The sequence below is a fragment of the Chitinophaga varians genome (assembly GCF_014529945.1).
GTDB classification, from domain to species: Bacteria; Bacteroidota; Bacteroidia; order Chitinophagales; family Chitinophagaceae; genus Chitinophaga; species Chitinophaga varians.
In genome coordinates, this window is the sequence record NZ_JACVFB010000004.1 from 385639 (window position 1) to 400241 (window position 14603).

Annotated in this window: 9 protein-coding genes; 6 read left to right on the forward strand and 3 right to left on the reverse strand. The window is 52.0% G+C overall.

Going from position 1 to position 14603, the window contains the following annotated elements:
* Positions 1-7 precede the first annotated feature (7 nt).
* Together ICL55_RS21780 and ICL55_RS21785 are read right to left on the reverse strand one after the other, a co-directional pair.
* Positions 8-1483: a RagB/SusD family nutrient uptake outer membrane protein gene (locus ICL55_RS21780; protein ID WP_246496479.1), complete on the reverse strand. Its 1476-nt coding sequence runs from the start codon at positions 1481-1483 to the stop codon at positions 8-10.
* A gap of 11 nt (positions 1484-1494) precedes the next feature.
* On the reverse strand, positions 1495-4494 hold the full coding sequence (locus ICL55_RS21785; protein WP_188101305.1) for a SusC/RagA family TonB-linked outer membrane protein: 3000 nt from the start codon (positions 4492-4494) through the stop codon (positions 1495-1497).
* Between the two features lie 1319 nt (positions 4495-5813).
* On the opposite strand from ICL55_RS21785, the gene ICL55_RS21790 reads away from it, so the two are divergent.
* Positions 5814-6878 carry a hypothetical protein gene (locus ICL55_RS21790; RefSeq protein ID WP_188101308.1) on the forward strand — a complete coding sequence of 355 codons (1065 nt, stop codon included), beginning with the start codon at positions 5814-5816 and terminating at the stop codon, positions 6876-6878.
* Positions 6879-6888: 10 nt separating this feature from the next.
* Here the strand turns inward: ICL55_RS21790 and ICL55_RS21795 are convergent, their stop codons facing one another.
* A complete protein-coding gene (locus tag ICL55_RS21795) occupies positions 6889-7485 on the reverse strand; it encodes a DUF4159 domain-containing protein (protein ID WP_223151541.1) in 597 nt (198 codons plus the stop codon).
* A 175-nt stretch (positions 7486-7660) separates the two neighbouring features.
* Between ICL55_RS21795 and ICL55_RS21800 the strand changes: the two genes are divergently transcribed.
* Genes ICL55_RS21800 through ICL55_RS21820 form a run of 5 tightly spaced genes read left to right on the forward strand, consistent with a single transcriptional unit; the run spans position 7661 to position 14462 of the window.
* Positions 7661-8644, forward strand: a complete 984-nt coding sequence (locus ICL55_RS21800; protein WP_223151542.1) for an AAA family ATPase — start codon at positions 7661-7663, stop codon at positions 8642-8644.
* A 5-nt stretch (positions 8645-8649) separates the two neighbouring features.
* Entirely contained in the window at positions 8650-9534 is an 885-nt protein-coding gene (locus ICL55_RS21805) for a DUF58 domain-containing protein (protein ID WP_223151543.1), read from the forward strand.
* A 26-nt stretch (positions 9535-9560) separates the two neighbouring features.
* Positions 9561-10892 carry a BatA domain-containing protein gene (locus ICL55_RS21810; RefSeq protein WP_188101314.1) on the forward strand — a complete coding sequence of 444 codons (1332 nt, stop codon included), beginning with the start codon at positions 9561-9563 and terminating at the stop codon, positions 10890-10892.
* 13 nt (positions 10893-10905) lie between these two features.
* Positions 10906-13026 (forward strand): DUF4175 family protein, encoded by a 2121-nt coding sequence (locus ICL55_RS21815; protein ID WP_188101316.1) that lies wholly within the window; start codon positions 10906-10908, stop codon positions 13024-13026.
* On the forward strand, positions 13023-14462 hold the full coding sequence (locus ICL55_RS21820) for a hypothetical protein (RefSeq protein ID WP_188101318.1): 1440 nt from the start codon (positions 13023-13025) through the stop codon (positions 14460-14462). The genes ICL55_RS21815 and ICL55_RS21820 overlap by 4 nt, the downstream gene beginning before the upstream one ends.
* Positions 14463-14603: the final 141 nt, after the last annotated feature.

The following is a 14603-nucleotide window of genomic DNA, read 5'->3' on the forward strand; positions in this document are numbered from 1 at the left end:
TTAATTTTTAGTAATTCGGATTCTGTACCAGCGTGCCTTTGCTCTTATCTATCTCCGTCTGTGGCATCGGGAAATAATAATGTTTCGGCCGTATAAATTTGCGTGGCGAACCTCCTCTGCTCATCACCGTTCCATCATAAGCCAGTTTAGGCTGATTGTTGATGGCCACTATATCAATCAGCTTCGCTTTATCCCATCTCAGCAGGTCCTGCTGCCTTTCGTTTTCTCCACATAGTTCTACCCGCCGTTCATGCATCAGCTCTTTCATACCGGCACTGTGTACCGCTGGCAGGGTGGCAGATGCACGGGTGCGTATGGCTTGTATCTCTACATCGCCGGCACCGGGGCCGTTGAGCCGTATCTTCGCTTCTGCTACCAGCAACCAGATATCGGCGCTGCGCATGAGCGGGGTTTTAAGGGAATAGTTAAGGCCACCGGATGATTTCCAGGCGCAGAATTTTTTGTAATGATAACCGGACCAGGAAAGGTCGGCGGTAGCGGTTTCTATACCGGTACCGATATTGACTTTGTCGCCGGGCGCCATGATACAGATTTCTTTCCGTGGATCACCGGGTTCAAACTCGTCTACCAAACCTTTGGTGGGATAGAAAAAGCTCCAGCCATTCCATTTGCGTGGTGCATGGTAGGTGACGAAGTCAGAATAACCGTAACCATCAACGGTTTGTACGGCCAGCAACATCTCGGAGTTGTTGCCGGTGGCTACACTGAAATTATCGGCGTACCGTGGGGCGAGCGCATAGTTGGCGTTGTTGATCACCTTGTTCCCTACAGTGATGGCCTTGTCCAGCTGTCCCCACTCCATGTACAGTTTGCAGAGCAGCCCCCATGCAGTGCCTTTGCTGGCGCGACCTTTATCGGTTTCGCCGTAGGTCTCCGGCAGTTCGTCGGCAGCCAGTAATAAGTCGGCTTCTATCTGTTTACGTAACTCGTCGGCGCTCACTTTGGGTTTGTTGTAGTTGACTTTTGTCACGTCGTCTTCTGTGATAATGGGCACTTCCCCGTATATCAGCAACAGGCGCCAGTAAGCGTAAGCGCGGAGGAAATGGGCTTCTCCGAGGCAGCGTTGTTTGATGGCGGCGTCAATGGTGGTGATCTTCGGAATATTGATCAGCGCACTGTTAGCGCGGTTGATGGTTTCATATTTCCATCGCCAGCCGGCACGGACGGTAGGAGTGGAGGCGTCGTAGGTGAATGCTTCGATGGCGTCGTCATAATCGTGGTCGCCACCGCGTACCTGATCATCGGAGCAGTTATCAAAAACAAATTCATTAAACCCGGTAAAATCTTCTTCCAGCAGAATATTGTAAATGCCGGTGATGCCTTCTATCGCCTGGTCCTGATTACGCCAGTAGTTGCCGGTGGTGAAGTTGCCCTGCGGCTGTACATCCAGCACATTTTTGCAGCCGGATAAAAAGGTGGCGGCGGTAAGGCCGGCCAGCAGTATATGTTTCATTGATTGCATGGTCGTCATTTTTAGAAGTTGAGCGTAGCGCCAAAAGTGAATGTTCTTGCCTGCGGATAGGCGGCCACGTCTACGCCGCGTTGGCGGTTACCGTCCTGTGTGGCATCGTTATAACCCAGTTGTGGTGTAAGCCCGGAGTAGGAGGTCAGGATAAACAGGTTCTGTGCGGCCACATATACCCGTACATCGGAGATGCCGGTACGGCCCCATACTTTAGCCGGAATCGTATAGCCGAGCGCGATATTGCGGAGGGAGAGGTAATCACCTTTCTCCACAAAGCGGTCGGAAGTACGGTTGTTGCTATTGTCGCTGGAGAGGCTCATGCGCGGCACGCTGTTGCTGGTACCCGGGCCATGCCAGCGCTGGAGCGCTTCAGCATACATGTTGTACGGATAGGTGGGGTCCATGCCCTGCATCTTATCGGCGTTATAGAGTTTGATACCGCCTACGCCGGCGAAAGACAGGCTCAGGTCAAACCCTTTGTACTGTGCACCTGCCTGGAAACCGTATACTACACGGGGATTGGGATCGCCGAGATTGGTGCGGTCCAGCTCATTGATGATACCGTCGCCGTTGATGTCCACAAAACGTACATCACCAGGTTTGATGTTGCCTTTGTTGGGATCTTTGGCGATAAAAGGATCGGCGTCGATTTCCTGTTGGGTTTGATAAATACCATTTGTTTTCCATCCATAGAAAGATGCCAGCGGCTGTCCTTCGTACGTACGGGATATCTCCTGATTTTGCCGGCCATAGTTGGTAGAGGAGATGTAGGAGCCGGATTCATAGAGACGGGTAACGGTATTTTTGATAAAGGAGGCATTGGCGGAGAGGTTGTAGCGGAAGCGTTCATTGCCGCCCTGATAGCTTACTTCCAGCTCCCAGCCTTTGTTGTTCAGCTGACCGATATTCTGGTCGGGGATAGAAGCGGTGCCGTGCAGGTCCATGGCTGCGGCGGGCACCAGCATGTCTCTGGTGTTTTTATTGAACCAGGTGATCACCGCGTTCAGCCTGTTTTCAAAGAAACCGGCTTCCAGGCTGATGTTGGTCATTTCGGCTTTCTCCCAGGTGATGGCGGGGTTAGCGAGACGGGAATTCCAGATGCCTACATAAGGGCTTTCGCCGAAGTTGTACCGTCTGTCTTTGTTCACCGGTGCGAGGTATTGGAAATCGCGTACGTTTTGATTGCCCAGCTGGCCCCATCCGCCGGTGATTTTCAGGTTGCTGACAAACTTCACATTGTCTTTGAAGAATGCTTCATCCGAAACGCGCCATCCGGCGGAGAAAGCGGGGAAGTAACCCCAGCGTTTGCCTGGTGCAAAGCGGGAAGATCCGTCGGCACGGAAGGTAACGGTGAGCAGGTACTTTTCTTTGAAGCCGTAGAAGCCTCTTACGAAGCCCGATGCGATAGCATTCTGTGGGTTGAAGTTGCCGCTGGCGTCGTGGATTTCGTTGCCGTTATCGAGCACGCGTACGTCTGGTGATTCGTCGGCAAAGCCCCAGCGTTCGCCTTTAAAGAAATAGCCTTTGGCCTCCTGTTGGGAGTAACCGCCGGTGAAGGTGACGTGGTGCTGATGGAAAAATTTGTTGTAGGTAAGAAACACTTCACTCAGCTGAGAGCTGTTGGACTCGCTGCGGTTCCACAGTTGGGCGCGGTCACGGGTACGTGTCTGGTCCAGTACTTTGGGTACGAAGTTGGACTGGTTGTAGATGCTGCCGTCATAACCGTAATTGCCGCGCAGGGTAAGGCCGTCCAGGATTTCCAGTTCAGCATATACGTTGGCCAGCATGCGGTAGTTCTTGGCCCATCCGTCGGTGGTTTGTGCGGTGAATACCGGGTTGTTGATATCCCCGAGTTCATTGCTGGCTTTAGAGGAGCCGTAGCTGCCGTCCGGATTAAATACGGGAATGGCCGGATTGAAGCGCAGCGCGCTGAAGATAAGGCCTGTCTGGGAAGAGTAGGTATCGAAGCCTTCGTTCTGACGGTAGGTCAGCTGTAGGTTCTCGCCAACTTTCAACCGTTTGCCCAGTTTATGTTCTGAATTGATGCGGACGGTGTACCGTTTGAAGTAGGTGTTTTCGATAATACCTTTTTCATCGTAGTAGCCGGCGCTGAAGAGATAGTTGGAGGTGCTGTTGCCACCACGGAGGCTCACATCAGCGTTGGTCACCTGGCCGGAGCCGAGCAGGGCACGCTGCCAGTCGGTCCGCTGTTGGGCGTAGTAGGGATCATTCCAGATAGGATCTATTTGTTTGCCGTCGTTGGTGTAACGTTCTTTTTTGAGCATCACGAGGTCGGGCGCGGTGAGCAGCGGAATGTAGCGGGTCGCGTTGGACACGCCTTTGTACAGGTTCACAGAGGCTTTCAGTTTCTCGCCATAGTTGCCTTTTTTGCTGGTGATGATGATCACGCCGTTGGCCGCGCGAGTACCGTAGATAGCGGAGGAAGAAGCGTCTTTGAGCACTTCCATGGAGGCGATGTCGTTGGGGTTGATATCGCTGAGGCCTCCGGCAGGAACGCCGTCAATGATAACCAGTGGTTCCGCGTTGTTGATGGTACCGGTACCGCGTATACGAATACTGGGGGAGCTGCCGGGCTGCCCGTCGGAGCGTACGATGTCTACGCCTGTCACGCGGCCCTGCATGGCCTGGGCAGCGTCGCTGACAGGCAGGTTTTTGATGTCGGCGCCTTTCACGGAAGAGATAGTGCCCGTCAGGTCGCGGCGGGTTTGTGTGCCGTAGCCCACTACCACTACCTCGCCCAACCCTTTGGTGGTAGATTGCAGTGCGATGTTGATCACTTCCCGGCTGCCGATGGTGACGGTCTGTGCTTCGTAGCCGATGAAGGAGAAGGAGAGCGTCTGTGCCGTGGCGGGTAACGATAACTTATACACGCCGTTGGCATCGGTGCTGGTGCCGGTACTGGTACCGGGCACGGTGATGGTCACGCCCGGCAGCCCCTGACCGTCAGTGGCGCCGGTTACTTTGCCGGTGATCGTTCTTTGTGCCATGGCCACTGCGGTGATTGCGCAGAGAAAGGCCAGCAAAAAGCCCGTTTTTCTAAGAAAGGAAAACTTCATAATGAATTGAAATGAGCGGTGAATGAAAACTGTTTGTAAGCGTTATGATGGATCGTTCTGTCAGGCAGTTGGACTTTTATACGTTGGGATAAATAAGGTTTTTAGTTTTTTGCAAAGGTTTGCATTGATACAAATTCACATAACCGGCTCCGTTAGCCTGTATAACAAGTGCTCTCCTGACCGTTCATATTGTTTGTCACGGATCATATGCCCGCAGTTGGCCACAGCAGATAGCGATCACCGTATTATCAGTGATTTGATATCAATTATTTCATCCTGTTTGATGTTGTGCGCTGAACATCCTACATACCATACTACGCCGCTTGTGCCTTAACTATATCGATTTAGCTAAGGAGACCCGCTTTAACATCTCTCTAAAAATGTAAGCGCTAAAATCTACATGGAAAATACAGTTGTTGGTTTTTCTTTTTGGTCGATGCTGTTTGCTTTTAAAACAAGTTAATGAATTATGTAAATTAAGTGTATAGTTTTTTCTCAACAGGATACAGCATGTTAATTATCTATTAACAGTTGGCGTAAAAATACCAGCAGGTATGCCATGGGGCAGCATTTCATTTGACCTGTTCTCTGTAAACACGCTCACCGCGCCATTTCCGGGTGGCAGGGAGCGGTGTTTCACCGAATATGTTCAGTGAGCGTCAGGGAAGCTGTTGTCAGCTTCAGGATGCGTTTATTCCCAATAGCATGATATGTTCAGGCAGGTTTTACGCCCTTCCCGGAATTTTTAGGCATTATCCGTTCGGATATTCAGCTCCAATCCTTTTTACATATCCATCAATTGCTACACAAACGTTACTGGTACACTTCTTTCGCATGCCGTAATTTTCCCTGCTATGATGATGCAGTAGCGGTGCCGTTTCTTATCATGCTCATGTGATGTTAATGGTTTCCGTATAAAATAGTTATCTATCTCTATACATTTATCTGGCCTGGTACCACTACTGGGTACCTGCCTGAAAGGATGCTTTCCATCAAAATCTTTCTTTTAACCCGAATCTTCCCCCACCTCAAACCTTCTTCCCACTCAAACCTTCTCCTAACTCAAACGTTCTTCCCACTCAAACGTTCTTCCCACTCAAACGTTCTTCCCACTCAAACGTTCTCCTAACTCAAACGTTCTCCCCACTCAAACGTTCTCCCCACTCAAACCCCGTAAAAGCATCCGAAAAATAATTTTACTTTGAAACACAAAGTACTTTCTATAACTTTGACCCCGTAATCCCGTTATTATGAATGAATATCCCTCGGGCGCGTTGCTCGTTATTTACCGCATTGGTCTTTTCCTGTTAGCCGCTTACTCCGCTGTTTGGTTACTGTTCTACTATGTATGGCATGAAAACGGGCTGGTGAGGGAAGTCATATTCCTGACGGTGTTAAATGTGGCCTGGCTGGTGACGGTGGTTATCATGAAGGGATTAAAACGGGGAAGTCCGCTCAGGCGGAAAATAACAGCTGTATGGCTTTGTATGTTCATGCTTTCGGCGCTGTGGGTGAACAGTACCATCTACCGGGCGTTTGTATCCCCGGCAGGATGGTATGTCATCGCGTTGCTGTTGATATGGTTGAATACTTTCCTGTTGTCTTACTTCGATGATATGCCGGAACATATCAGGGAAATACAGGCTTTTGTGTTAGGCATCAGTACCTGGGTTTTATTGTATCTCATGATGTATCTGCTTCCCGTATACCCGTTCGCGTTAATGGTCTCCTTTCTTTTCGGGATTTCCTTGACGGCATTTGCCCCCCTGGTATTAACCTGGTATAACTGGCGCACGATCAGGTATATGCTTTGGCCGCACAGTCGGTACCGGCGGGCATTTCTGTTGGGAGCTGGGATATCTTTGACGATCGTTACCTGCTTTTGTATTTATTTTGGTGTGGTGCAACACAATATAGAAAGACGTTATGAGCAACTGGGAAAGAGCGCTGCTGTTGAAGACCCTGATGCGGCACTAGCCAGAGAACTATCCGGCAGCTTCATGGAAAAACGGGTGTTGAAAGCGGGTATCGTATATACTACACCGTTATTTTGCCCTACTAATTCAATATTTGGAGCCGATGAAACAGAAGACGTAGAAATGTGCAAAAAAGGAATCCACGATCCCCTGGTCATGACAGCTGCTTTCTTTTGCGGAGAATCTTCCATTTTGCAGGGAGATAAGGAGGTAATTGTCCGGCTGATGTCCGGAGAGAAATTGCTACCACGGCCCAAATTCACGCCACCGGTAATAGTTGATTCCATCAGAGGCCGTACAACCTGGAATCTGCCTTCCGAACATCTTGCGGATGATTGACCATCAGTGGTTATTGCAACGCATATACAATAATATTCACGCCGAACTTCGTGTTGTCCTCTGCCAGAAAACGTTTGTTCCGGAAATCATAATCCCATTCACAGCCGTAATCTTTATTGCTGTACAATACCCCGATACGGCCATTGACCTCAATGGCCTTCAGGTAATCATGTACCAGGTCGTCGCCCCAGCCGTTCAGCTCAAAAGAAGTATTAGGCGGGCCTTTTTCAAATTTGAAGAAGCTGTTATAAACAGCGTGGGAGGAAGGGATCTTTTTTAAGGCATGCGGCCCAAATAATTGCCCCATCTGCGTTTCAAAAGAACGGGCAAACAGCCCGTCGATGTCGTGGTTGCAATCATCCACAAAAATAAAGCCGCCCCGATTGACATACTGTTTGAAGTTGGCCGCTTCTGCCGCATCAAACTGTACCAGCTTATGCCCGCTGAGATAACAAAACGGATATTGAAACAGCTCGCTGCTGCTGAGATCAATTACCTTCTCCTGCATGGCCACCGGGATGGTGGTGTATTCAATCAGTGAATTGAGCAGGTTGGAAGGCATCCGCTGATCAGTGTCCCAGTCGCCCGACCGGTATCTTAATCTCACAAATGTAAATGTATTCCCTTGCATGCGTTTATCATTGGCTGTTGCCGTCAGTCTAATTTTTCTTCAATTTCATATTTTTATTTCGTTATTTACTAATTTATTATTTGGTTATTTTGCGAGAGAAGAAACCTGCGGGAGATTTACTAACCCGATGCCAAAATCAGATCGAAATCAAATGGGTATACAATTGCTGGAAAAGTTGCCGCTGCTTAAACAGGAAATCAGAAAAGTTATTGTTGGCCAGGAAGCCGTGCTGGACGAGGTACTGGTAGCCATGATGGCCGGAGGTCACTGCCTGCTGGAAGGGGTGCCGGGACTGGCCAAAACACTGATGGTCCGCACACTGTCACAGGCATTACACCTGTCTTTCCGCAGAATACAGTTCACCCCCGATCTGATGCCCACCGATATCATCGGCACAGAAGTGCTGGAAGAAGATCATGCCACGGGTAAAAGGTTTTTTAAATTCAACAAAGGCCCCTTATTCGCCAATATTATATTAGCTGACGAAATCAACCGTACGCCGCCTAAGACGCAGTCCGCACTGCTGGAGGCGATGCAGGAGTTTGAAGTTACCTACGCCGGACAAACCTACGCACTGGACAGACCGTTTTTTATCCTGGCCACCCAGAACCCGATAGAACAGTCCGGTACATATCCATTGCCCGAAGCGCAGCTGGACCGTTTCCTGTTGTATGTCAAAATAGGTTATCCCTCCGAGCAGGAGGAAACCGCGATCCTCACCGGCACTACCGGCACTCGTAAAGTTGACGTGCAACCGGTGCTGGATGCCAATGATATCAAACAATTACAACAGCTGGTGCGGGAGGTGTCCATCGATGCGGACCTGGTAGCCTGGGTAAGCCGGTTGGTACGTAATACCCGTCCCGATACCACTACTGTCGATTACGTAAAGGAATGGGTACGCTGGGGCGCCGGTCCCAGAGCGGGACAGGCACTGGTCCTCACCGCGAAGGCACACGCTTTGTTACAAGGCCGCTATGCTGTCACCACAGCTGATATCACCGCTATGGCTTATCCCGTATTACGCCACCGCATCCTCATGAATTTCAGAGCAGAAGCAGAAGGCGTACATCCTGATAAAGTCACGGAGAAACTGTTACAACAAATAGAACGAACGGCCACCCGCTTATCCTGATTGATATGAGTAACCTGCTGGACCCGAAAGTATTGCTGGCTATCAAAGATCTGCCACTCGCTGCCAAAACAGCGGTGGACGGTTTTATGGCCGGTATGCATGCCAGCAGAGTGAAAGGGGCGGGGCTGGAATTCAGCCAGTACCGCAGCTATCAGCCGGGAGATGACCTCCGGTGGCTCGACTGGAAAATGTATGCCCGTTCCGACCGATATTATATCCGTGAATCGGAAATGGAAACCAGCATCGATATCAGCTTTCTGATAGATGCCAGCAATTCCATGTTGCACACGGAAGATGGAATTTCCAAAATAAACTATGCCCGCTATCTGGCGGCCTCTCTCGCTTATCTCGCCCATTTGCAGGGCGATGCAGCAGGGCTGGCAGTGTTGCATAACGGTGGCCTGTATACGATGACCGCCAGAAGGGAAGCACAACACATGGCCCGCTTGTATTATCAGCTGGAGAAAATACAGCCTGGTGGTACTTTCACAGTGCCGGCCCGTTACCGTGATCTCTTCAGTGGCCCGCATAACCGGCAGCTGCTGGTTTTCATCACCGATTACTACGAGCAGTCCGGCGAAATCACCACGCTGCTGCAGACCTTATCTGCCCTGGGTCACGAGATACTTGTGTTTCATTTGTTGGGAGATAAAGAAAGCCGCGGCGATTTCCGGGGCTACGATGCGGTGGAAGATCTGGAGACCGGCCAACGGCTGGAATTGACGGGCGTTGCGGATACCGACTATCCTTCAAAGTTTGAACAATACAACGATCACCTGCGTACACAATTGTTGCAGCGGGGTATCTATTACCGGCAACTCCTGCTACAGGAGCCATTGGATACCGCTTTGCGCGATTTTCTGAACCAGCGCAACAAAATGAGAAAATAACAAAATAAAAAAATAGCAAAATATTTGTGCTGCACCTGCTACAACCCATATGGATGTCACTGGCCGCCGGAATAGCTGTTCCGGTGTTCATTCATTTGTGGCATCGTCGACCGGGAAAGGTGCTTAAAATCAGCAGCGTGCAACTGCTTTCAGCTGCTTCCGTCCGGCATGCCCGCAGCTGGCGGTTGTCCGACTGGTGGCTGTTAATACTACGCTGTCTGCTGATCATTCTGATGGCATTGCTGTTGTCTCAACCGGTATGGCGTCAGCCGCTGACTACCCGTACCGTGAAAGGCTGGGTGGTAACGGAGCAGGCTGCATATCCGGCTTTTCGCCACCAGATTGATTCTTTGTTGCAGCTTGGTTTTCAGCTGCACGCCGCAGATACCGGCTTCTCCCGGCTGCGCCGGCCGGAAGACCTGGCGCCTGACACATCCACCGCCTCTTATTGGCAACTACTACGGACGCTGTCCCAAAGGGTGCCCGCTGATTTGCCGGTATACCTGTTCACGGGCAACCGCCTCGCCCGTTTCTCCGGACCGATGCCGGCAGTGGCGTTGACGCTGCACTGGCAAACCATGACACCGGCCGATTCGGTTATTAACTGGAACGACTATACGTATTTTCTGGATAACGATAGCCTGCGTGTCCGACAGGGCAGGAGCGCTCCCTCCGGCACTGTTTTCAGCTTTCACGATACCCTGCCCGGGAAAGCGGATACTACCACCTTACATTGTACCATTTATACAGATAAGTATCCGGAAGATGCACGCTACCTCGAGGCGGCGCTGAAAGCGGTACAGCAATATACCCACAGGAAAATAAACCTGCTGGTCGTTCGACAGACAACCGCTATCCCTGCTTCGCAGGACTGGCTCTGGTGGCTGTCGGACAGCCCGGTGCCTGCCGGCATGAACGCGGGCAGGACTATCCGTTATGCCACCGGCAAACCACAGGCTGTATCTACCACCATCGGCAATACCCCGATTCATGTTTTTCAGCGCCTGCCGGTTAAAGACACAATTGGCGCCCTGTGGCTGGACAGCTACGGTGAGCCGCTGCTGACAAAAGATCATCTCTATACACATATAGATCCGGCATGGAACGAGCTACCCTGGAGCGGCGAATTTCCGGAGACGTTGCTGGAGCTGATGTTTTCGGCCACTACGGCGAAACAACATGACCGCCGTAGTATCGATATACGGCAACTCGTGTTGCCGCCACGGGCGGTGGCTGTTAAACCGGCTGTCCTGCCGCTACAGGAAACATCGCTGGAGAAATCTATCTGGATAATACTGTTCCTCCTATTTTGTGGAGAACGATATCTTTCATCCAAAACAGCTGTGAAAAGTGAGTAACGTCAACGGTCATATGAAAATAGCTGACATCCGTGCCCGCTGGGTGCGTAGCCAGCTATGGCGTTATGTGCTGTTGTCGATGGCATTGGCAGCCCCACTGGCGCTGTTGGGCGTGATGCCGGCCCTTATCGGCGGCGTATTGGCGCTGGTGGCCCAACTCTGGTGGCACCAACCCTGGCGCCTGCCGGAGGAGGAAGTGGTCCGTTACCTGAACCAGGCATTTCCGGAACTGGAGGAGAGCGCGGCGCTGTTTTTAAAACCCGCGGCTGATCATCATCTGCTGGAAACCCTGCAGGTAGGGAAAATTGCACCTGTGCTGGAGAAGCTGTCGCTGCCACGGACATTTTACAAACCGCTGCGTCAGGCAGCCATGACGGCCCTGTTCATGATATTGTTCACACTGGGCTGGTATGCGCTGAATACCCGCATCACATCGCTGCCGGTGAGTCCGGCTAATACGAACGCCCAAACCAATCACCCTGAAAAAGTGTTGCCGGGCATTAATGGCGCACAGATCACGTTACAGCCACCCGCTTATATGCGCCGCCCCGCCCGCACCCAGTCGGCGTTTAATATCACTGCTCCCGACAGTTCGCTGGTGAAATGGGAACTGCACACCAATAATCAGGTACAGGAACTGGCCCTGGTGTTCAACGACAGTACCTGGTTGACACTGCAGCCGGATGCGGCGCATACCACCTGGACGGCTACACGAACCATACGCAAATCCGGTTTTTATCAGGTGTCGCTGAATGGCCACCTGTCTGAATTGTACCAGCTGCAGCTGATACCGGACCAGCTGCCTGTCATACGTATTACCAGCCCCCAACCTTATACGACCATAGAATTCGGGCAGTCCACCAAAGTGAATGTGCAAGCCACGCTGAGCGACGACTACGGCGTCCGGAATGCGCTGATCGCGCTCACCATTGCCAGTGGCAGCGGGGAGGCCGTACGCTTCAAAGATCAGGAATTGCCTTTTGAGAATAACTTCAGCGCGCAGCTGACGCAGTACCAGGTCAGTAAAACACTGAACCTGTCGGCTATGGGACTGAAGCCGGGCGACGAACTGTATTTTCATATACGCGTTACCGATACCCGGCGGCAGGAAAACCGCTCTGATGTGTATATCGTGACGCTGCCGGATACCGCGCAACTCTTTAGTATGGAAGGACTGGTGACCGGCGTGGCTTTCAAACCGGAATACTTCCGTAGTCAGCGGCAGATCATCCTCGATGCGGAACAGCTGCTCCGCGAAAAAGACAGCATCGGCAAAGAAAAATTCAACAGCCGCAGTAACGATCTGGGCACAGACCAGAAGCTGCTGCGCCTGCGCTATGGTAAATTCCTCGGCGAAGAATCTGAGTCCAATATCGGCGATCCCCGCGTAGCCGCAGAAGCGGGTCATGATGATCACGATCATGACCATGATCATCACGGGAAAGAAGAAGGAGGAGTGGTGGACCCCAAAGACTTTGGCAACGCCGCCAAAGTGCTGGATGAATTTACTGACAAACATGATAATGCGGAAGATGCGACTTTCTTTGATCCGGAAATAAAAAAACAACTGAAGGCCACCCTGACGGAGATGTGGAAGTCGGAGCTACAGCTACGCCTGTATAAACCGCAGGAGGCCTTGCCATTCGCTTACAAGGCGTTGCGCCTGTTGAAGGACCTCCAGCAGCAGTCACGTGTATACGTGGCGAAAACGGGCGTTAAAACAACGCCGCTGAAGCCGGAGAAGCGGCTCACCGGAGAGCAGGATAAAATTTCGCCGCGGCAGCAAAAAGAAACGATCGCCTATCAGGACCAGCTGCTGGCGGTGCGGCAGGCCCTGGCCGCCCTGGATGCCATCAAAGCAGGTGATACGAATGTGAGTACGGTCGCCCTCCGGGACGCCCAACAGGTGCTGACCACCCAGGCTGCCACCACACCGGCGCTATACCTGCCGGCGCTGGAAGCGATGCGTCGCATACAAATGCATAAAGGCACGGATAAGGATATACGTACTGCTCAACAGGGACTACAGAAGATACTGAAAGCACCGCCGTTGCAGCCGCAATCAGCGCCGGCATCGGTATCACCTTCTTTGCCGCAACACTATTTTCATAACCTTAAAACCGGTAGGCCATGACCAGCTGGAACTACCTCCTGTTAGTCGCCGGCCTCACAGCTGCCGGGTGGCTGATCACAAGAGAGATACGCCGTCCGAAGAAAGACCGGCTTATCGGACGTATCATCGCTACCGTTATAGCCGTGGCGGGTATCGTGTTGGCCGGCTGGCCGTTGTACGTTACCCGTGAAGGGACAGCGCCGAAGCAGGTAGTGCAATCCGATGCTCCGGCTATAGGCATCGTTGCCTGCGACTGGGCCCGCAGCCTGACCGCCGGCAGCGAATGGACCGTACAGGGAGCATATCATAATCGTACAAACAAACCGGTCACCTTACGGCTGGCTGGTTTTGACACCACGCTGGACTCAGTGGTGATAGCGCCTCAGCAAGACTCCTCTTTTTCCCTCAAAGCATGGCCCTTGCATCAGGGCAGGGCCGTTTACCGGATTACCGCCATGGGAGGCAGGGACACGCTGGAACAACAGCCGTTACCGTTGGAAGTGAAGCCCGCCACGCCGCTGGCGGTGCTTTTCCTGGCACAGTCGCCGGACTTTGACAACCGCTTTCTGGCCGATTGGCTGGTGCAACAGGGTAATGCGGTGGCGATGCGCACACTGGCAGCGAAAAATAAGTACCTGCTGCGTTTCTCCAACTTCCCGGAGCAATCATTGGATGTGCTGACGCCAGCGCTGCTGGCCAAATTCGACGTGGTGATCGCGCAGAGCGGGGCTGTCGACAAAAATACCCGTGCCCGGCTCGAAGAGGCCGGTATTGGACTGGTATTAAAAGCTGACAGCGCCGGCACGCAGCCGCGTCCTTTGTCACTGCGGCTCCGCTCCGGGCAACGGTTGCCCGCCTTGTCCACAGATCCGGGACAGGCATTGCCGGCAGGCAACAGTCAGCTGCCGCTGGTAACAGACAGCCTGCATCGGGCTTATGTGACGGTAACGCTCGCAGGCTCAGGCAAACTGGTGCGTACGCATTTGCTCAACACTTACAGCTGGCAACTGGAAGGGCAGTCGGTCGCTTACGGACAGTACTGGTCGGCTATTCTCGAAGCCGCCGCCCGGAAAAAAGCCGCTGCGGAAAAAGTATTGTTTTCTCCCGCCATCGCCCGTGTGTACCAGCCGTTGGACATACAGCTGGAAACTACCGCCACGCCGGCGTTACAGGCCGGTGGTATTACCCTGCCGCTGGCACAGCACCCCTGGCTGCCTTATCGTTATACCGGTACCTGGTGGCCCGTGAAACCAGGCTGGCAGCAAATCGTTACCGGCACGGGAACAACATGGAAGTATATTTTTCAGGAAGATGACTGGAAAAATCTGCCCGTCATGGAACAACCAACAGTGGCGCCCGCATCCCGCGAAATAACCCTGGTACGGCTGTCACCCGTTTGGTGGCTGCTCCCGTTGTTCTTCGCCCTCATCTTTTTATGGTGGGAAAAGAAAATGTGACGAATGGCTAAAAAAAGTAAGAAAAAAAAATTAGCTTAGGATTCAATAAGGGTTACAAGGTTTTATGCTCATGAGAATTGCATCACCATGCTGCGAATGGTGCGTGGAATCAGGATACCCACTGTCAACTAAAATCTAAAC